Source organism: Pseudomonas sp. SJZ079 (assembly GCF_007993865.1).
Taxonomy (GTDB): domain Bacteria; phylum Pseudomonadota; class Gammaproteobacteria; order Pseudomonadales; family Pseudomonadaceae; genus Aquipseudomonas.
Genome location: NZ_VIUH01000014.1, coordinates 59,643 through 79,889 on the forward strand (window position 1 = coordinate 59,643; position 20,247 = coordinate 79,889).

Genomic DNA, 20,247 nt, shown 5'->3' on the forward strand with positions numbered 1-20,247 from the left:
GTACCCGTTTTGCTTACACTAAAAATCAAGAAACAAACTCAACAGAAATTAAGGGGACTTAGAGTGAACAAGTCGGAACTGATCGATGCTATCGCAGCATCTGCTGATATCCCAAAAGCTGTTGCTGGCCGCGCGCTGGACGCAGTGATTGAATCTGTCACTGGCGCTCTGCAGGCTGGTGACTCCGTAGTACTGGTTGGTTTCGGTACTTTTGCTGTCAAAGAGCGTGCTGCCCGCACCGGTCGCAACCCGCAAACTGGCAAGCCGATCAGCATCGCTGCCGCTAAGATCCCAGGTTTCAAAGCCGGTAAAGCCCTGAAGGACGCCGTAAACTAAGCGTCTTTCAGGCATTGCCCTCCAGGTCAGCTTAATCCCTGATCTGGCAGCGGAGCGGTAGTTCAGTCGGTTAGAATACCGGCCTGTCACGCCGGGGGTCGCGGGTTCGAGTCCCGTCCGCTCCGCCAGTTACGAGAAGGCGCATCCTCGGATGCGCCTTTCTTCTATCCGGATTTTACCCACACTGCGCGGCTGCTTATTTTTGTACAGTCGTTCTGGGGGACACATGCTGCAGAACATCAGGGACAATTCACAGGGTTGGATTGCTAAAACAATTATTGCCATCATCGTCATGCTGTTGGCGCTGACTGGTGTCGAGGCTATTTTTACCAGTTCCAGCAACAGTCAAGATGCCGCAAAAGTGAACGGCAAAGAAGTCAGTCTGAATGAGCTCGGGCAGGCGGTTGAGATGCAGCGTCGTCAGTTGCTGCAGCAGCTTGGTCGTGATTTCGATGCTTCCTTGCTGGATGAGAAGCTGCTGCGTGAAGCTGCGCTGAACGGTCTGATTGACCGCACGCTGTTGCTGCAGGGCGCGACTGGCGCCAACTTCGCATTTTCCCAGCAAGCGCTGGATCAAGTGATTCTGCAAACCCCCGAGTTTCTCGTGGACGGCAAGTTCAGTGCGGATCGCTTCGATCAGGTGATCCGTCAGCTGGGCTATAATCGGCTGCAATTTCGCCAGATGCTTGAGCAGGAAATGTTGATTGGTCAGCTACGCGCCGGCTTGTCCAACAGCAGCTTTGTCACCACCGCTGAAGTAGCCGCATTTGCTCGTTTGGAAAAACAGACGCGCGACTTCGCTACCTTGACACTGAAAGCCGACAGCGCTGCGGTTCAGCTGAGTGATGATGACATCAAGGCTTACTACGATGCGCAAACCACTCAGTTCATGAGCCCGGAGCAAGTAGTTCTGGACTATGTCGAACTGAGCAAGGAGGGCTTCTTTGCTCAAGTCGAAGTGAGTGATGAGGCGCTACGGAGTGCCTACGAGAATGAGATCGCCAACCTGGCTGAGCAACGTCAGGCGGCGCATATCCTGATTGAGGTGAATGATTCACTCAGCGAAGAGCAGGCCAAGGCCAAAATTGACGGCGTGCAAAAGCGTCTACAGCAAGGCGAAGACTTCGCTGCGCTGGCCAAAGAGCTTTCTGACGATCCGGGTTCGGCTGCCAATGGTGGCGATCTGGGCTATGCCGGCCCCGGGGTCTATGACCCGGCCTTCGAGGAAGCCTTGTATGCCTTGAAGGATAGCGAAGTGTCCATGCCGGTACGCAGTGAATTCGGCTGGCATCTGATCAAGCTGTTGGGTGTGCAGGCGCCAGAAGTGCCAAGCTTTGCCAGTTTGAAAAGTAAGTTGGAGCGTGAGCTGAAGGCGCAAAAGGTTGAGCAGCGTTTTGTCGAGGTCAGCAAGGAGCTGGAAGACTCGGCGTTTGAGGCGTCTGACCTGACTCAGCCTGCACAGGAGTTGGGGCTGGAGATCAAGACCACTGAAGCTTTCGGGCGTGAAGGTGGACAGGGCTTGACTGCTAACCGCCAGGTTATTCAGGCGGCGTTCAGTGCCGAAGTGCTGGAAGACGGCAGCAACAGCAGTGTCATCGAGCTCGATCCGAACACTGCCGTGGTGGTGCGCGTCAAAGAGCACAAAAAGCCTGAGCGGTTGGCCCTTGAACAAGTGGCGGACAGCATACGCACGCAGTTAACCGAGGTGCGCGCCAGCGAAGCCGCTAAGACGCAAGGCGAGGAGCTCTTGGCTGCCTTGCAGAGTGGGCAGACTCCGGTTAATCAGGCCTTGGCAGGTCAGACCTGGAGCGTAGTCGAAGCCGCTACGCGCAGCCAGGAGGGCGTTGAGCCGGTTGTACTCCAGGCGTTGTTCCGTATGCCTAAGCCGGCGGATCGCGAACAGCCAACGTTTTCCGGTGTCAGTCTCAATAGTGGCGATTTTGTGATTGTCCGCTTGGATGGCGTGAGTCAGCCTGAAGGGGCCCTGAGTGCGGAAGATAGAGCCATGTACGGCCGCTTCCTGGCCTCGCGCAGTGGCCAGCAAGACTTTGCCGCGTTTCGTAAGTATCTGAAAAATAAGGCGGATATCGAGCGTTTCTGATTCCGCCGGAATAGGAAGGTCGCTTTAACAGACTGTGTGAAAACGGTCTGTTACTGGTCACGATATAAAAGCAAACGCCCCGACTGGTTCGGGGCGTTTGCTTTTGCGATCAAAAAATCTCAGTACAGACTGTTTAGGCCAGCAGATCGCTCATCCGGCGCGGGCCCAGCATGTCAATGGCTCGTTTGAGGTTATAGACCTGCTGCACTTGAATGGCTGCCCGTCGCCCTGGGTGTTGATGGCGCGGTTCGGCGGCACATGCGCTGGAAGTAGCCGTAGAGATACGGATTGAGAAAGTCAGTAGGATTGTAGGAGGCTCGCCCGGTCTTGTGTGGCTGAACTTTGCTGAAGCCTAACGCGAGCAAATCCAGCTGCGCGACATAGGCTTCAATCACCCGCACCGAGATGTTCCTCGGGAGCCAACTCATCCAGCGCCACCGGGAACAAACTGCCTTGGCTGCGCGCCTCGTCTTGGATGCAGTGCATAAACAAAAATACCCATATCTCTCGATACGGGTATTTCTATATCTGCCGCCCAGGCCGCTAGGTTTTCACACAGTCTGTTAAGCGGCCTTTTTATGCTTGAGTTTTAGCTATCACTCTTCGTCCATAGCACCCATGGCGGTGGTGTTGAAGCCGCCATCGACGTAAAGGATTTCACCGCTGATGCCGGACGCCAGATCGGAACAGATAAAGGCACCGGCGTTGCCGACTTCCTCGATGGTCACGTTGCGACGCAGTGGCGTCTGCTTCTCGTTGGCGGCAAGCATCTTGCGGAAGCTCTTGATGCCTGAGGCTGCCAGTGTGCGGATAGGTCCGGCGGAGATGGCGTTAACGCGGGTGCCCTCTGGGCCAAGGCTGCCAGCCAGGTAGCGTACACCGGCTTCCAGGCTGGCTTTGGCCATGCCCATCACGTTGTAGTTCGGCATGGTCCGCTCGGCGCCCAGGTAAGACAGGGTGAGCAGGCTGCCATTGCGGCCTTTCATCATCTCGCGACCGGCTTTGGCCAGGGCGACCAGGCTGTAGGCGCTGATGTCATGGGCAATGCGAAAGCCTTCGCGGGTGGTGACTTCGGTGAAGTCGCCGTTCAGTTGGTCGCCTGGGGCAAAACCGACCGAGTGGACGATGCAGTCCAGGCCGTCCCACTTCTTGCTCAGGGCCTCGAAAACCGAGACGATTTCTTCATCGCTGGCCACATCACAAGGGAAGCACATTTCAGGGGTGGAGCCCCAGCCTGCAGCGAACTCTTCGACCCGCCCTTTGAGCTTTTCGTTCTGATAGGTGAAGGCCAGTTCGGCGCCTTCTCGGTGCATGGCCGCGGCGATACCCGAGGCGATGGACAGTTTGCTGGCAACGCCAACGATCAGTACGCGCTTACCGGTTAGAAAACCCATGTGTGTTCTTCCTCTTCCTGCTTTAAGGATTAGTCGACAGTGGCTGGGGCCATGAAGGCGGCTTCCAGCAACTGCCGTGTATAAATGTGCTGAGGTGCCGCGAAGATCCTGTCTGCACGGCCTTGTTCGACTACCTGGCCCTCCTTGACCACTATCAGGTGGTGGCTGATCGCCCGAACCACCGCCAAATCATGGCTGATGAACAGGTAGCTCAGGTTGTACTTGGCCTGCAACGTTCGCAACAACTCGACTACTTGGCGCTGAACAGTACGGTCGAGCGCAGAAGTTGGCTCGTCCAACAGTATCAGCGCCGGCTTCAGCACCAGTGCGCGGGCAATGGCAATTCGCTGCCGTTGCCCACCGGAAAACTCGTGAGGGTAGCGATGTCGGGTTTCCGGATCCAGACCTACCTCCAAAAGCGCATCGATAATCGCTTGTTCCTGCTCTGCATCTGTCCCCATGCGGTGTATGCGCAGGCCCTCGCCAACAATCATGCCCACCGACATCCGCGGGCTCAGGCTGCCGAATGGATCCTGAAATACCACCTGCATCTGCCTGCGCAGCGGGCGCACCTCCTGCTGTGACAAACCGTCCATGGCCTGACCTCGAAAGCGAATGGCACCCTGGCTGCCGAGCAGCCGAAGAATGGCCAAACCGAGGGTGGACTTGCCAGAACCGCTTTCACCGACGATGCCCAGGGTTTGGCCCTGAGGCAGGCTGAAGTTGATTCCATCCACCGCTTTCACATAATCGACGGTTTTGCGCAGCAGTCCTTTCTTGATCGGGAACCACACGCGCAGATCGTCGACTTCCAGGATCGGCTCGCCGGGCGGGTTGGCAACCGGCTCGCCGCTGGGCTCGGCACCGAGCAGTTCCTGGGTATAGGGATGCTGCGGTGCATGGAACAATGATTCACACGACGCTTGTTCGACGATCTGTCCGCGCTGCATGACACATACCCGATGAGCAATTCGTCGAACCAGGTTGAGGTCATGGCTGATCAGCAGCAGGGCCATGCCCAGGCGCGCTTGTAGCTCTTTGAGTAATTCGAGAATCTTCAGCTGAACGGTGACGTCCAGAGCAGTGGTTGGCTCATCGGCGATCAACAACTCGGGTTCGTTGGCCAGGGCCATGGCGATCATCACCCGCTGGCGTTGGCCGCCAGACAGCTCATGTGGGTAAGCCTTGAGGCGTTTGTGTGGCTCGGGAATGCCGACCAGGTCCAGCAGCTCAAGCGTGCGTGCCGTGGCGGCTTTACCTGTCAGTCCCTTGTGCAGTGCCAGCACTTCGTTGATCTGCTTCTCGATGCAGTGCAAGGGGTTAAGCGAGGTCATCGGCTCCTGGAAGACCATGGCAATGCGATTGCCGCGGATGCCACGCAGCCTGTTCTCACTAAGCTTGAGCAGGTCTTCTCCGGCGTAGTGAATGCTGCCTGTCGGGTGCTGCGCCAGCGGGTAGGGCAGCAGTCGCAGGATCGAGTGTGCGGTGACCGATTTGCCGGAACCGCTTTCGCCGACCAGGGCCAGCGTCTCGCCGCGGCGGATATCGAAGCTGACGGCTTCGACCACCCGTTGCTTGGAATCGCCGGTGACGAACTCGACAGCCAGGTTGCGGACTTCGATGAGGGGGGCGGAATCGGTCATCTTATTTCCTCGGGTCGAAGGCATCACGCGCCGCTTCGCCGATAAACACCAGCAGGCTCAACATGATCGCCAGTACGGCAAAGGCACTGATGCCCAACCATGGTGCTTGCAGGTTGGACTTACCCTGGGCGACCAGTTCGCCCAGCGAGGGTGCGCCAGGTGGCAGGCCGAAGCCGAGAAAGTCCAGTGCGGTCAGGGTGCCGATGGCGCCCGTGAGGATGAATGGCATGAAGGTCATGGTCGACACCATGGCGTTGGGCAAGATGTGGTTGAACATGATGGCGCCGTTCTGCATGCCCAGGGCGCGAGCGGCACGCACATATTCCAGATTGCGGCCGCGGAGAAATTCGGCGCGCACCACATCGACCAGGCTCATCCAGGAGAACAGCAGCATGATGCCCAGCAGCCACCAGAAGTTCGGTTGCACGAAACTGGCGAGGATGATCAACAGGTATAGCACCGGCAGACCCGACCAGACTTCCAGGAAGCGTTGTCCGACCAGGTCGACCCAGCCGCCGTAAAAGCCCTGCAAGGCGCCGGCGAACACGCCGACGATCGAACTGAGCACGGTCAGGATCAAGGCGAACAACACCGAGATGCGGAAGCCGTAAATTACCCGCGCCAATACATCGCGGCCCTGGTCGTCGGTGCCCAGCCAGTTAGCGCTGGAGGGCGGCGCTGGGGCGGGGACTTCCAGGTCGTAATTGATGCTGGAATAGCTGAAAGGGATGGGCGGCCAAAGCATCCAGCCGTCTTTCGCTTCGATCAGCTCCTGAATGTACGGGCTTTTGTAGTTCGCTTGCAGCGGGAACTCGCCGCCGAACACGGTTTCCGGGTAGCGCTTGAACACCGGGAAAAACCACTCGCCGTCATAACGTACGGCGAGCGGTTTGTCGTTGGCGATCAGCTCGGCACCGAGGGTGACGAAAAACAGCGAGAGAAAGATCCACAGCGACCACCAGCCGCGTTTGTGGGCCTTGAAGCGCTCGAAGCGCCGTTGGTTGAGCGGGGAGAGGGCCATTTCAGTTCTCCCGACTTTCAAAGTCGATGCGCGGATCGACCAGGGTATAGGTGATGTCGCCGATCAATTTCACGACCAGACCCAATAAGGTGAAGATGAACAGGGTGCCGAAGACCACCGGGTAATCGCGGTTGATGGCCGCCTCGAAGCTCATTAGGCCGAGGCCATCGAGGGAGAAGATCACCTCGATCAGCAAGGAGCCGGTGAAGAACAGGCCGATAAAGGCTGCCGGGAACCCGGCGATGATGATCAGCATGGCGTTGCGGAACACATGGCCATACAGCACGCGGTTGTTGGTCAGGCCCTTGGCGCGCGCGGTGACCACATACTGTTTGTTGATTTCGTCGAGGAAACTGTTTTTGGTCAGCAGGGTCAAGGTGGCGAAGTTCCCGATGACCAGCGCAGTGATCGGCAGGGCCAGGTGCCAGAAGTAATCGAGCAGCTTGCCGGCAAAGCTGAGTTCATCGAAGTTGTTCGAGGTCAGGCCGCGCAGCGGAAACCAGTCCAGGTAGCTGCCGCCAGCGAATACCACGATCAACAGGATGGCGAAGAGGAAGGCTGGAATCGCGTAGCCGACGATGATCGCCGAGCTGGTCCAGACGTCGAAGGCACTGCCATGCCGGGTGGCCTTGGCGATGCCCATGGGGATCGAGACCAGGTACATGATCAGGGTGCTCCACAGCCCGAGAGAGATCGACACCGGCATCTTCTCGATGATCAGGTCGATGACTTTGGCATCGCGAAAGAAGCTTTCGCCGAAGTCGAGTTGGGCATAGTTCTTCAGCATGATCCAGAAACGCTCGGGGGCCGGCTTGTCGAAGCCATACAAGCGCTCAATTTCGGCGATCAGGTCGGGATCGAGGCCTTGCGCGCCGCGGTAGTTGGAACCGGCCACGGCCACCTCGGCGCCCCCGCCGGCGATCCGGCTGGTGGCCCCCTCAAACCCCTCCAGTTTGGCGATCATCTGCTCCACAGGGCCACCGGGAGCGGCCTGGATGATGAGGAAGTTGATCAGCAGGATGCCGAATAGGGTAGGAATAATCAGCAACAGGCGACGGACAATATACGCCAGCATCTTATTGCTCCGTGCTCGCTGGCTCAGCGGCTTCCGCCGTCGGCAGCGGGTTAACCCACCAGGTATTCAGACCGATGTCGTATTGCGGCGTGATTTTTGGGTGCTGCAGGCGATTCCAATAGGCCACGCGCCAGGTCTTGATATGCCAGTTAGGAATGACGTAATGGCCCCAGAGCAGCACACGGTCCAAGGCACGGGTGTGGGCAATCAGGCTCTGGCGCGAGTCGGCGTTGATCAGACCATCGACCAGTTGATCGATGGCCGGGTCCTTCAAGCCGATAAAGTTACGGCTGCCGGGATTGTCCGCGCTGCTGGAGTGCCAGTACTCGCGCTGTTCGTTACCCGGCGAGTTGGATTGGCCGAAACCGCCGACAATCAGGTCGAAATCCCGCGAACGCAGGCGGTTGATGTATTGCGACACGTCGACCCGGCGGATCACCAGTTCCATGCCGAGATCCGCCATGTTGCGTTTGAATGGCAGCAGCACACGCTCGAACTCGGTTTGCGCCAGGAGGAACTCGAAGCTGACTGGCTTGCCCTCGGCATCGAGCATCTGATCGCCGTCGATGCGCCAGCCGGCTTCCTGCAGCAACTGGTAGGCCCGACGTTGCTGTTTGCGAATGATGCCGCTGCCATCGGTGACGGGCACCCGGAACTCTTCGGTAAAAACCTGTGGGGCGATCTGGTCGCGCAATGGCTCGAGGATTTTCAGTTCGTCCGGGCCGGGCAGGCCACTGGAGGCCAGTTCAGAGTTATCGAAATAGCTGTGGGTGCGGGTGTAAGCACCGTTGAACAGTTGTTTATTGGCCCATTCGAAATCGAACAGCAAGCCGAGCGCCTCACGCACCCTGGGGTCCTGAAACACTGGGCGACGAATATTGAAGATGAAGCCCTGCATGCCGGTAGGGTTATGGTTCTCGATCTCTTCTTTGATTAGTTGGCCACTGGTGACCGCCGGCGTGTCGTAGGCGGTGGCCCAGTTTTTCGCACTGGTCTCCAGCCAGTAATCGAATTGTCCGGCCTTCAAGGCCTCCAGCGCCACGGTATTGTCGCGGTAGTAGTCGATGCGCATGCTGTCGAAGTTGTAGAAGCCACGATTGACCGGCAGATCCTTACCCCACCAGTCAGCGACCCGCTGGTAACGAATGGAGCGACCGGCTTTGACCTCTGCGACTTTATACGGGCCGCTGCCCAGTGGGATTTCCAGGTTGCTTTTGCTGAAGTCGCGCTCGGCCCACCAGTGTTTGGGCAGTACCGGCAGTTGGCCAAGTATCAGCGGCAGCTCACGGTTGCCCGCATGCTTGAAGATGAAACGCACTTTCAACGGACTCTCGACTTCGACCTTGTCGACATCGGCGTAGTAGCCGCGATAGGTGGGCGAGCCCTGGGTCATCAGGGTCTCGAAGGTGAACTTGACGTCTTCTGCGGTCACTGGTTGGCCGTCATGAAAGCGCGCTTCGGGACGCAGGTAGAAGCGCACCCAGGCATTGTCCGGGGCTTTTTCGATTTTTTCGGCCAGCAGGCCGTATTCGGTGAAGGGCTCGTCCAGACCATGACGGGTGAGGGTGTCGTAAATCAAGCCGATATCGTCGGCAGACACACCTTTATTAATAAACGGGTTGAGGCTGTCGAAACCACCGAAGCCTGTCTGGCGGAAGTTACCGCCTTTCGGTGCCTGCGGATTGACGTAGTCGAAGTGCTGGTAATCGGCGGGGTACTTGGCAGGCTCACCATACAGGGTCAGCGCGTGCTTGGGCGCAGCCTGGGTCAGGCTGGCCAGGCCGAGCAGTAGCAGGCTGCTGACGTGCAGGAAACTGCGCAGCGAATGGGTCATCGAGCATTCTCCGAGGATTGCAGCCACCACGTGCGCAGGCCCAGGGTGTAAGGCGGCGTGGTGACGAAGGCGAAGCGGTTGCGGTACGCCAGGCGGTGATAACTGATGTACCAATTGGGAATGGTGTAGTGCTGCCAGAGCAGCACGCGGTCGAGTGCTCGAGTCGCGGCAATCTGCTCATCACGGGTCTTGGCCGAGAGCAGCTTGTCGAGCAAGGCATCGACCACCGGGTGGCTGACTCCGGCATAGTTCTTGCCACCCTTGAGGTTGGCTTGGCTGGAGTGGAAGTACAGTGACTGCTCCAGGCCAGGGCTGAGGGTTTGCGGCAAGGTCAGCAAAATCATGTCGAAGTCGAATTGATCTAGCCGCTGTTTGTACTGAGCCCGGTCGACGGTGCGCAGATTGGCTTCAATGCCGATGCGTGCAAGGTTCTCGGTATAGGGTTGGAGAATCCGCTCCAGGTTTGGATTGACCAGCAGGATTTCCAGGTGCAACGGTTCGCCTTGCTGATTCAGCAGGCGTTGCCCCGAAGGCTTCCAGCCGGCGTCGGCCAATAGACCGAGGGCGCGGCGCAAGGTTTCCCGCGGGATGCCGTGGCCATCGGTTTGCGGCATTGCGAAGGGCTCGGTGAACAGGCGCGCCGGTAGTTGTTTGCGGTAAGGCGAAAGCAGCAACCACTCCGCGCCTTCAGGCTTGCCGGTGGCGGAGAACTCGCTGTTGGGGTAGTAGCTACTGGCCCGGGTGTAGGAGTTGTTGAATAACGCGCGGTTGCTCCACTCGAAATCGAACATCAGCCCCAACGCTTCACGCACCTTGCGCTGGGCGAAAGCCGGGCGACGGGTATTGATGAACAATGCCTGGGTTTGCGTGGGGATCTGGTGCGGTATTTCCGCACGGATTACCTCGCCACGCGCGACCGCCGGGAAGTTGTAGCCATTTGCCCAGTTCTTGGCCTGTTGCTCTATGTAGAAGTCGAACTCGCCGGCCTTGAACGCCTCGAACGCGACGTGGCTGTCGCGGTAGAACTCCACCTCGACACGATCGAAGTTGTACTTGCCGCGATTGACCGGGAGCTGCTCGCCCCACCAGTCTTTTACGCGCTCGAAGGTCAGGCTGCGACCCGGGCTGACCTGGGTGATGCGGTAAGGCCCGCTGCCCAGCGGCGGCTCGTAGGTGGTGGCCTTGAAGTCGCGGTCTTTCCAGTAATGTTGCGGCAGTACCGGTAATTCACCGAGGCGCAGAATCAACAGCGGGTTACCCGAGCGCTTGAACACGAAGCGGATGCGGTGGCGGTTGAGGATATCGACGCGCTTCACTTCCTGCAGGTTGGTGCGGTACTGCGGGTGGCCCTGCTTAAGCAACAGGCGGTAGGAAAACGCCACGTCATAGGCGGTGATGGGCTTGCCGTCGTGGAAGCGCGCCTCTGGGCGCAGGTTGAACACCACCCAGCTGCGGTCGTCGCTGTACTCGACCGACTGGGCGATCAGCCCGTAACTCGACGCGGGCTCATCGCCTGAGGGGTCGTAGATGCCGGTACCAGCCATCAGTGTCTCGTTCAGGCCGGTGACGCCGTATTGCAGAAAGTTGGCCGTAGAGATCGGGCTGGTGCCCTTGAAGGTATAGGGGTTGAGCGTATCGAAACTGCCCGCGCCCATCATCCGCAGAGTCCCGCCCTTAGGCGCGGCGGGGTTGACCCAGTCGAAGTGGGTAAAGCTGGCGGGATACTTGAGCGAGCCGAATTGAGCATAACCGTGGCTTTCGCGAACGATCGCCCATGCGGGAAAGCTGATGGCCAAGCTGAGGAACAGCGAGAGGAGGGGACGTATCAAGTGAAAGATCCGATCCGTGGCGGCTTTTAGGCTTCTAGTCCGGTACAGTAACAGCTTGTATCCGCTGGAAAAAGACCAGACCTCATTGCGCGGCAAGGCGGTGTTTTGCCACTCTTGGAATAAATGATAGCGAGGCCATGAACTTGGGGACACGTAGCCATGGATTGCAGTCATGGATTGATCGCATAAACGAAGCCGAACTACCCGCGCTGGCCGCTGTGGTGCAGGATTTACACCGGTTGGCCCAGGAAGAAAAATCCTCGGTCAAGCAGTTGGCCGATGTCTTGTTGCGCGATGCGTCATTGACCTCCAAGGTCCTGCGTGTGGCCAACAGTGTCTATTACAACCCGTCGCAGGAAACCATCCGCACTATTTCGCGGGCCATCGTATTGATCGGTTTCGACAATGTGCGCCTGATTGGCCTGTCGGTCAGTCTGATCGATGGCTTACTGACCCGCGCTCCGCGTGAACAGTTGCAAGAGCTGTTGGCGCGCTCATTTCATGCCGCCGTCCAGGCGCGCAACCTGGCGGGCTATGTTCTCTCCAGGCATGAGGAGGAAGTGTTTATCGCGGCCTTGCTCTACCACATGGGTGAGCTGGCCTTTTGGGGCTGTGGCGGTGAGCAGACCGACGAGTTGGCCAGTGCCCTGGAACAGCCGGGTGCGGATGCCGATGAGGCCGTGCGCGCTGTGCTTGGCACCAGTTTTCGGCAGTTGACCCAGGGCTTGGTGAAGGACTGGAACCTAGGAACCATCGTTAGTCTGGCGCATAGCGGTGTCAGCCATAATGATCCGGCGGTACTGGCTGTCAGTCTGGGTATGCAGATTGGCGAGGCAGCCTTGCAGGGCTGGGATTCTCCCGCCATGGAGCGCGTGGTCGAGCAAGTGGCAGGCTTTATCGGCGTGTCTGCCGAAGAGGCCATGCAGCAGGTGCTGGCCAGTGCCGATGAGGCGGTCAAAGTGGCCGCCACCTTCGGCGCCAGCAAGTTGTGTCGGTTGATCCCCAATACCGACCCTGAGCAGATCCGCGCGCAGCAGGAACAGCGCAAGGCGAAGCTGTTGCAACCGAACCTGCTGATTTTGCAACAGGCCCTACAAGAACTCGGCTCGATGGCGTCGCAGCGAGCGGATGTCGGGCTGATTCTCGATACGCTGCTTAACGGCTTGCACCAGGGCGCGGGCCTGGAGCGGGTTATGTTGGTGGTGCTGGCCGATGGGCAAAGCTGTTTTCGCGCCAAACGGGTAGCTGGCGAAGGCACCGAAGGCTGGCTGAACGACTTCGTGCTGCCGGTTCAGCAGCGTGAGCAGCCGCATATCTTCAGTTATGTGCTGCGCAACAAAGAGGCGTTATGGATGGGCGTGCCGGCCAGTTATAGCTTGAATGAACTGGTAACCCAGCCGATCCGCCAGCGCCTCGGGCAGGGCATGTTCTTCGTCGCCCCACTGTTGGCAGGAACCCGTGAGATCGGGGTGCTGTATGCCGACAGTCGGGTATCCGGTCGTGCGCTGAAGCACGAGCAGTTCGTCGCCTTTCAGCGCTTCACTCAGCTCACTGGGCGCTGCTTGCAAGCGCTGACCACCCGTGGCTAATCAGCGCGGCAGATAGAGCGTGAGGGTCTGTCCAGGCTTGAGGGCACTGCTGGTTTGCGGGTTCCAGCGTTGCAGGTTTTTCAACTGCACCTTGTGCCGTTTGGCGATGAGCGATAGCGAATCGCCTTTGCGCACTTTGTAATAGCTGGTGCTTCTGCGTTCACCGTTAGCGGCGATCGGCGTGCTGCCACCGCGTAGCGCCAGGGTCTGTCCCGCGCGCAGGTGATTGCCCGAGAGCTTATTCCAGCGCCGCACATCCTTGACCGAGACCTTATGGGCCTTGGCGATCTGCCACAGGCTGTCACCGTTTTTCACCCGGTAGCTGCGGGGCGTGGATTCACCAGTGGCGACGTTCTGTGCAGCCGCTTGATTGGTTTGCGAGGGGATGCTCAGCACTTGGCCGATGCGCAAGCGATTGCTCGAGAGTTTGTTGAGGTCTTTGAGCGCATTGACCGTCAACTGATAGCGGTTAGCGATCAAATGCAGGCTATCGCCGGAGCGCACGGTGTATTGCTGCCAGTTCAGCAACTCCTGAGGCTTCATTGCGGTGAGGGTGGCGACCAGTGTTTCAGCTTTGTCGGTCGGCACCAGCAGATGCTGTGGACCGTCCAGGGTAATGCGTTTCTTGAACGCTGGGTTGAGCTGATACAGCACGTCTTCATCGAGATCGGCGAGGGCGGCGACCCGCGACAGGTCCACGCCTCGCTTGACGGCGATCTGCTCGAAATAGGGTTCGTTGGCGATGGGGTTGAGGCTGACGCCGTAAGCTTGCGGTGTCAGTACCACCTGCGACAGTGCCAGCAGCTTGGGCACGTAGTTTTGCGTCTCTTGCGGCAGCGACAGGTTCCAGTAGTCGGTCGGTAGGCCGAGTTTTTGGTTACGTTCGATGGCGCGGCTGACCCGGCCTTCGCCGGCATTGTAGGCGGCGAGAGCGAGTAGCCAGTCGCCGTTGAACATCTCATGCAGGCGCGACAGGTAGTTCATGGCTGCATTGGTCGACGCCATGACGTCGCGGCGGCCGTCATACCAGCTGGTCTGACGCAGGTTGAAGTAGCGGCCGGTAGAGGGAATGAACTGCCACAAACCAACGGCATTGGCTGACGAGTAGGCGAAAGGGTTGTAGGCACTTTCGATCATGGGCAGCAGCGCCAACTCCATCGGCATGCCACGCTCTTGCAGGCGCTCGACGATGTAATGGATATAGGGGCTACTGCGCTCGCCGACCTTTTCGACAAACGAGGGGTTGCTGACGAACCACAACCGCTGCTGCTCGATACGCGGGTGAATACCGATTTCATCTTGCAGTTGGTAACCGTTGCGGACCACGTCCCAGATGTCATCGGGGGTTTCGGGTGTGACACGAGTGGTCAGCCATTCGGGCTCTTGCTGCTGCTTCACAACCGGATGGGGGGCTTGAGAGCGGTCGTTTCCCGTGCTTTGACAACCGACCAGGGCCGCACAAAACAGCACTGAAAGAGTTCGGCTGCTGAGCGACAATGCCTTTGAATTCAATATCTTGCGTATTAATAAAGGCATTGGTCGGTGAGTTCTTCCCGGCGTAAAGGTCGGGGGATTCTAGGAACCGAGGCCAGGTTGGTCAAGTTTTAACCAGTCCTTTTGGGCGCTTGTCGACCTTTCAGAAGTTATCCTTCCAGGCCCGCAGGCCGGCAAATACCCCGCTTGGCGAGCGATTCTTGGCGCCGTCCCGTTGGTCTATTTTTTCTTTAATAGATGTTTCGGCGCTGCGCAGGAAGGGGTTGGTTGCGTGTTCCAGGGCCAGGTTGGAGGGCAGACTGATTTGTCCTGCCTCGCGCCAGGCGCTGACCTCGGCCAGGCGTTGGGCGACCTGTGGGTTGTGCGGTTCGACGGCTTGGGCAAAACGCAGGTTGCTCAAGGTGTATTCGTGGGTGCAGTAGATCAGCGTTTGTCCTGGCAGGGCCGCCAGGCGGCTCAGCGAATCGTGCATCTGCTCGGCAGTGCCTTCGAATAGGCGCCCGCAGCCCGCCGCGAACAAGGTGTCGCCACAGAACAGCCAGTGCTGTTCGGCCTGGTAATAGGCAATATGCCCCAGGGTATGCCCTGGGACTTCGATGACGCGAAAGGCATGACCGAGGACTTCGACCCGATCGCCTTCGCCGAGCGCCAAATCACGCGCGGGAATATTTTCCTTTGCCGGCCCCAGGACTCGCGCGCCTGTCGCAGTCTTGAGCTGCTCTACGCCACCGACATGATCGTGGTGGTGGTGAGTGATGAGGATATCGCTCAATTGCCAATCGGGATGCGCCGCCAGCCAGGCCTGCACGGGCGCCGCATCACCTGGGTCGACCACGGCGCAGCGGCGCCGTTCGAGGTCCTGCAGCAGCCATATATAGTTGTCGGTGAAGGCGGGGAGTGCGTCGATCTTTATCATCATGCAGGTCGCTAAGCGGGTCACAAAGGTGCATCTTAGGCCTCATTGGCACTGACGGCTATGCAGGTAACTCTTATGTATGATCATCCGTTCGCCCAAGCCGATGGCGACTGGCTCAACTTGATTGCAGCCGCGCGCGGTTGGTTCAATGGTCCGCAGGGGCGCTTGTTGCTTGGCGAAGAACAGCGTCTGCTGGAGAGCGAACTGGCACGTTTTTTCGGCGGCTATCTGCTGCACTACGGGCCCTCCAACCAAGATGCGCCGGATGCCGTGCAGATTCAGCGCAGCGTGCGCGTCGGCGCCCCCTTCAGCGGCGTGGAGATTGTCTGCGAGGAACAGGCCTGGCCGCTGACCGAGTCCGCCGCCGATGTCGTGCTGCTGCAGCACGGCCTCGATTTCAGCCTGTCCCCGCACGGCTTGCTGCGCGAAGCGGCGCGCAGCGTGCGCCCGGGAGGGCATCTGTTGGTGGTCGGCATCAACCCGATGAGTGCCTGGGGCGTGCGTCATCTGTTCGCCCGCGATGCCTTGCGCCAGGCGCGTTGTATCGCGCCCAACCGCGTCTGTGACTGGCTCGACCTGCTGGGTTTCGCGCTGGAGAAACGCCGCTTCGGATGCTATCGTCCGCCGCTTGCTTCCACTGCTTGGCAGGCGCGTCTGGCCCCTCTGGAGGCCTGGGGCGGTGCTTGGCAATCGCCAGGTGGCGGCTTCTACCTGTTGGTGGCGCGCAAACTGGTGATCGGCCTGCGCCCTCTGCGTCAGGCCCGGCGCGAGCCCACGGGCAAACTGGTGCCCATGCCGGTCGCCAAGGTCAGCCGACGAAACGCCGAGCGGTAAATTGAGCCTAGCGGCAGAATTAATTGAGAGACAGGCTCTGCATGAGTGATCAAATCGAGATCTATACCGATGGCGCCTGCAAGGGCAATCCCGGCGTCGGTGGCTGGGGCGCGTTGCTGATTTTCAAAGGCGTGAAAAAAGAACTGTGGGGTGGCGAGGCCGAGACCACCAACAACCGCATGGAGTTGACCGCGGCGATCCGGGCTCTGGCCGAATTGAAGCGGGCCTGCGATGTGCTGCTGGTGACCGACTCGCAGTACGTCATGCAGGGTATCCAGGACTGGATGCCCAACTGGAAAAAGCGTGGCTGGAAAACTGCGGCCAAGCAGCCGGTGAAGAACGCCGATCTCTGGCAGCAGCTGGATGAACAGGTGAATCGTCACACGGTGACCTGGAAGTGGGTGCGCGGGCATACCGGGCATCCCGGCAACGAGCACGCCGACCAACTGGCCAACCGCGGTGTCGATGAAGTGAGGGCAATGAAGCATGCGTAGCGTGGTACTGGACACCGAAACTACCGGCATGCCGGTTACCGATGGCCACCGGATCATCGAGATCGGCTGTGTCGAGCTGATGGGGCGACGCCTGACCGGGCGCCACTATCACGTCTACCTGCAGCCCGATCGCGAGATTGACGAGGGGGCCATCGCGGTTCACGGCATCACCAACGAGTATTTGCAGGACAAGCCGCGTTTCAAGGAGGCGGCCGATGAGTTCTTCGAGTTCATCAAGGGCGCGCAGCTGATCATTCACAACGCGGCGTTCGACGTTGGCTTCATCAACAACGAATTCGTTCTGCTGGGTCAGCAGGACCGCGCCGACCTCAGCGAACACTGCTCGATTCTCGACACCTTGCTGCTGGCCCGTGGACGTCATCCGGGCCAGCGCAACAACCTCGATGCACTGTGCAAGCGCTATGGCGTCGACAACTCGGGGCGCGATCTGCACGGCGCCTTGCTCGATGCCGAGATTCTCGCCGACGTCTACCTGGCCATGACCGGTGGTCAGACCCATCTGTCCCTGGCCGGCGATGGTTCTGAAGGCGATGGCAATGCCCAGCAACCCAGTGCGATCCGCCGCTTGCCGGCCGAACGTCAGCGGACCCGGGTGATACACGCCAGTGCCGCGGAGCTGGCCGAACATGCCGCCCGTTTGGCGGTGATCGAAAAGTCCGCCGGTGCACCGCCGTTATGGCTGCAGTTGGAGCAGGCCAAGCTCGAGATCTGAGGGGCGCGGCGATAGGCGCCTCCATCTCCGCACAGACAAACGCCCAGACGCTGCAAGGCGCCTGGGCGTTTGTTCAAGTGATGCCTGGAAGTGGCCATGTGCCCCTCTGTCTGATTAATCAGGCAGAGGGGCTTGGCTCACTCATGCATCGACGACTTCAGTCGAATACGATGCCCTGCGCCAGCGGCAGCTCGCGGGAGTAGTTGACTGTGTTGGTCTGCCGACGCATGTAGGCCTTCCAGGCGTCGGAGCCGGACTCGCGTCCGCCGCCAGTTTCCTTCTCGCCGCCGAAGGCACCACCGATTTCCGCTCCGTTGGTGCCGATGTTGACGTTGGCGATGCCGCAATCGCTACCGGCGGCACTCTGGAACTGCTCGGCCTCGCGCAGGTCGGTGGTGAACACGCAGGACGACAACCCCTGGGGTACTTCGTTGTTCAGGTGCAGCGCCTGATCGAAGTCCTGGTAGCTGATCACGTAGAGGATCGGCGCGAAGGTTTCGTGGCGTACCACTTCGCTCTGGCCGGGCATCTCGACGATGGCCGGGGCGACGTAATAGGCATTCGGGAACTGCTCGGCCAGTTGGCGCTCGCCGCCGAACACCTGGCCGCCTTCCTTGCGTGCTTGGCTCAGGGCGCCCTGCATAGCTTCATAGGCGTGCTGATCGATCAGCGGACCAACCAGGTTGCCTTCCAGCGGATGGCCGATGCGCACCTTGGCGTAGGCCACCTTGAGGCGGGCGATGATTTCGTCCTTCACCGACTCGTGAGCGATCAGCCGGCGCAGGGTGGTGCAGCGTTGTCCGGCGGTACCGACCGCGCCGAACAGGATGGCGCGCACGGCCATGTCCAGGTCCGCGCTGGGGGTGAGGATCATGGCGTTGTTGCCACCCAGTTCGAGGATGCTGCGGCCGAAGCGCGCGGCTACTCGCGGACCGACTTCGCGGCCCATACGGGTACTGCCGGTGGCACTGATCAGGGCGACGCGCGGGTCGTCGACCAGGGCTTCACCGGCGTCACGGTCGCCGATGATCAACTGGCTGAGGCCCTCGGGGGCATCGCCGAAGGCTTGCAGCGCCTGTTCGAACAGGGCCTGGCAGGCGAGGGCGGTCAATGGTGTCTTTTCCGACGGTTTCCAGATCACTGCATCGCCGCAGACCAGTGCCAGGGTGGTGTTCCAGGCCCAGACCGCGACCGGGAAGTTGAAGGCACTGATCACCCCGACCACGCCCAGCGGCTGCCAGGTCTCGCGCATATGGTGGCCAGGACGCTCGGAGGCGATGGTCAGACCATAGAGCTGGCGCGACAGGCCGACCGCGAAATCGCAGATGTCGATCATTTCCTGTACTTCGCCCAGGCCTTCCTGAGTAATCTTGCCGGCTTCCCAGGACACCAGCTCGCCGAGGTCGGCCTTGTGCTTGCGCAGTACTTCGCCGAACAGGCGGATCAGCTCACCGCGACGCGGGGCCGGAACCGTGCGCCAGGCGTGAAAGGCCTGCTCGGCGCGTTGGATTTTCGCCTGCACTGCCGCTCGATCTTCCAGGGTGACCGAAGCAATTTGACTGCCGTCGATGGGGGTGTGAACCGGGTAGTTACCACTCTCTACGGCCTGGGCGTTAACCCCGAGGCGACTCAGAAGTCCGTCAACCATGGTCCTCTCCTGTTTCTGCTGGTGGTTGAAATAATCATCCGGATCAGTATTAATCCTCTGGCTGGCGTGCAGCAAGCGAGCATTATTCGCCATGTCATTCCTTCGATTCATCAAATCGTGGCCAGTGAGCCTGTGGTCGAGGTCGATTTCTACAACCTGTGACCCGGCTATTAGCTAGTTAAGCGCTTCTTAGCCTCTGTGAGATTGTTCATGTCAAAACGCCTGATGCCCTCGATGACCGCCCTGCAATGCTTCGAGGCGGTGGCCCGTCATCTGAGCTTTACCCGTGCCGCCGAAGAGCTGTTTCTGACCCAGAGCGCGGTGAGCAAACAGGTCGCGCAACTGGAGGAAATGCTCCAGCACCTGCTGTTCCGCCGCATTCGTCGGCGCCTGCAGTTGACCCCGGCCGGCTCGCTGTACCTGACCGAGGTGAACAAGATCCTCAAGCAGGTGGAGATGTCCACTCACTACATCCTCTCCTACGGCGGCGAAACCGAGGTGCTCAAGGTCGCCACCCAGCCCACCTTCGGCGCGCGCTGGTTGATTCCGCACCTCAAGGGCTTCGGCGCGGCTAACCCAAATATCCATCTGGATATACGCAACGAACTGGAGCCCTTCGACCTGGTCCAGGCGCGGGCCGACGTGGTGTTCTTCTTCGGCCAGGGCACCTGGCCGGGGGCCGAGTGCATCGAGCTGTTCGGCGAGCAGATGGTGCCGGTCTGCGCCCCGGACATTCTGCCGCCAACGCCGCTGGAGAGTGCCCTGCAACTGAGCGACAGGGTCTTGTTGCAGTGCGCCTCACGGCCTGCGGCCTGGCATGAGTGGTTCGAGGGGCTGGGGCTGCAGACCGAACGCAGCTACCACGGTCCGCGCTTCGAAACCTTCTATATGTGCATCCGCGCCGCCCAGTCCGGCTGTGGGGTGGCGCTGGTGCCACGCTTTCTGGTGGAGGACGAACTGGCCGAAGGCAAGTTGGTGATTCCCTGGGACCACCCGATGCCCAGCGCCGGTGCGCATTTTTTGGCCTACGCCGAGCATGCCGCCGAGGTGCCGAAGATTCGTAATTTCGTGAAGTGGATCGAGGGCCAGGTCAGGCTGGAACGGGGCTCGGCCTGAGCGGATGACACCGGTCCGGGCGATTGAGTCAGGATCGGTGCGCGTCAGTCTATTCAGATGGGCCGCGTCGGCGAATCAAGTAAGACGGAAAAAAAGGAATAAAAGGCGCGTTTTTTTTCGTTTGTCACCCAGCTTCATCTCTCGCTTTCATAGTGCCTCAGTCAATCAGGCCCAGAGAGCTCCGCCATGC

Annotated in this window: 16 protein-coding genes and 1 tRNA gene; 8 read left to right on the forward strand and 9 right to left on the reverse strand. The window is 59.7% G+C overall.

Annotation, left to right across the window (positions count from 1 at the left end; all coding sequences use genetic code 11):
* Positions 1-63 precede the first annotated feature (63 nt).
* The 3 genes from hupB to FBY03_RS13965 all read left to right on the forward strand — a co-directional run bounded on the left by hupB (position 64) and on the right by FBY03_RS13965 (position 2,437).
* Positions 64-336, forward strand: coding sequence for a nucleoid-associated protein HU-beta (gene hupB, locus FBY03_RS13955; protein WP_025165694.1), 273 nt, complete (start codon positions 64-66; stop codon positions 334-336).
* A gap of 51 nt (positions 337-387) precedes the next feature.
* A tRNA-Asp gene (locus FBY03_RS13960) sits at positions 388-464 on the forward strand.
* Between the two features lie 98 nt (positions 465-562).
* Positions 563-2,437, forward strand: a complete 1,875-nt coding sequence (locus FBY03_RS13965) for a SurA N-terminal domain-containing protein (protein WP_147172976.1) — start codon at positions 563-565, stop codon at positions 2,435-2,437.
* 596 nt (positions 2,438-3,033) lie between these two features.
* On the opposite strand, the gene fabI is transcribed toward FBY03_RS13965, so the two are convergent.
* From fabI to FBY03_RS13995, 6 genes are read right to left on the reverse strand one after another with little or no spacing between them, the layout of a single operon-like run.
* Positions 3,034-3,831, reverse strand: coding sequence for an enoyl-ACP reductase FabI (gene fabI, locus FBY03_RS13970; RefSeq protein WP_147172977.1), 798 nt, complete (start codon positions 3,829-3,831; stop codon positions 3,034-3,036).
* A 29-nt stretch (positions 3,832-3,860) separates the two neighbouring features.
* Entirely contained in the window at positions 3,861-5,474 is a 1,614-nt protein-coding gene (locus tag FBY03_RS13975; protein WP_147172978.1) for an ABC transporter ATP-binding protein, read from the reverse strand.
* Position 5,475: 1 nt separating this feature from the next.
* A complete protein-coding gene (locus tag FBY03_RS13980; RefSeq protein ID WP_147172979.1) occupies positions 5,476-6,495 on the reverse strand; it encodes an ABC transporter permease in 1,020 nt (339 codons plus the stop codon).
* A gap of 1 nt (position 6,496) precedes the next feature.
* A complete protein-coding gene (locus tag FBY03_RS13985) occupies positions 6,497-7,570 on the reverse strand; it encodes a microcin C ABC transporter permease YejB (RefSeq protein WP_147172980.1) in 1,074 nt (357 codons plus the stop codon).
* 1 nt (position 7,571) lies between these two features.
* A complete protein-coding gene (locus FBY03_RS13990; protein WP_147172981.1) occupies positions 7,572-9,404 on the reverse strand; it encodes an extracellular solute-binding protein in 1,833 nt (610 codons plus the stop codon).
* Positions 9,401-11,230 (reverse strand): extracellular solute-binding protein, encoded by a 1,830-nt coding sequence (locus FBY03_RS13995; protein WP_178090663.1) that lies wholly within the window; start codon positions 11,228-11,230, stop codon positions 9,401-9,403. The genes FBY03_RS13990 and FBY03_RS13995 overlap by 4 nt, the downstream gene beginning before the upstream one ends.
* 140 nt (positions 11,231-11,370) lie before the next feature.
* Here FBY03_RS13995 and FBY03_RS14000 point away from each other — a divergent pair, with 140 nt between their 5' ends.
* Positions 11,371-12,822, forward strand: coding sequence for an HDOD domain-containing protein (locus FBY03_RS14000; RefSeq protein ID WP_371920780.1), 1,452 nt, complete (start codon positions 11,371-11,373; stop codon positions 12,820-12,822).
* On the opposite strand, the gene FBY03_RS14005 is transcribed toward FBY03_RS14000, so the two are convergent.
* Positions 12,823-14,358, reverse strand: a complete 1,536-nt coding sequence (locus FBY03_RS14005; protein ID WP_147172983.1) for a lytic transglycosylase domain-containing protein — start codon at positions 14,356-14,358, stop codon at positions 12,823-12,825.
* Between the two features lie 100 nt (positions 14,359-14,458).
* Positions 14,459-15,232, reverse strand: coding sequence for a hydroxyacylglutathione hydrolase (gene gloB, locus FBY03_RS14010; RefSeq protein ID WP_147173030.1), 774 nt, complete (start codon positions 15,230-15,232; stop codon positions 14,459-14,461).
* Positions 15,233-15,307: 75 nt separating this feature from the next.
* Here gloB and FBY03_RS14015 point away from each other — a divergent pair, with 75 nt between their 5' ends.
* Genes FBY03_RS14015 through dnaQ form a run of 3 tightly spaced genes read left to right on the forward strand, consistent with a single transcriptional unit; the run spans position 15,308 to position 17,293 of the window.
* Entirely contained in the window at positions 15,308-16,066 is a 759-nt protein-coding gene (locus tag FBY03_RS14015) for a class I SAM-dependent methyltransferase (protein ID WP_147172984.1), read from the forward strand.
* A gap of 41 nt (positions 16,067-16,107) precedes the next feature.
* Complete coding sequence (gene rnhA, locus FBY03_RS14020; protein WP_147172985.1) at positions 16,108-16,560, forward strand: ribonuclease HI; 453 nt, start codon at positions 16,108-16,110, stop codon at positions 16,558-16,560.
* On the forward strand, positions 16,553-17,293 hold the full coding sequence (dnaQ, locus tag FBY03_RS14025) for a DNA polymerase III subunit epsilon (RefSeq protein WP_147172986.1): 741 nt from the start codon (positions 16,553-16,555) through the stop codon (positions 17,291-17,293). Before rnhA ends, dnaQ begins: the two co-directional genes overlap by 8 nt.
* A 157-nt stretch (positions 17,294-17,450) precedes the next feature.
* Here dnaQ and FBY03_RS14030 read toward each other — a convergent pair whose 3' ends face one another.
* Positions 17,451-18,941, reverse strand: a complete 1,491-nt coding sequence (locus FBY03_RS14030; RefSeq protein ID WP_147172987.1) for an aldehyde dehydrogenase family protein — start codon at positions 18,939-18,941, stop codon at positions 17,451-17,453.
* Positions 18,942-19,151: 210 nt separating this feature from the next.
* Here FBY03_RS14030 and FBY03_RS14035 point away from each other — a divergent pair, with 210 nt between their 5' ends.
* On the forward strand, positions 19,152-20,057 hold the full coding sequence (locus tag FBY03_RS14035) for a LysR family transcriptional regulator (protein ID WP_147172988.1): 906 nt from the start codon (positions 19,152-19,154) through the stop codon (positions 20,055-20,057).
* Positions 20,058-20,247: the final 190 nt, after the last annotated feature.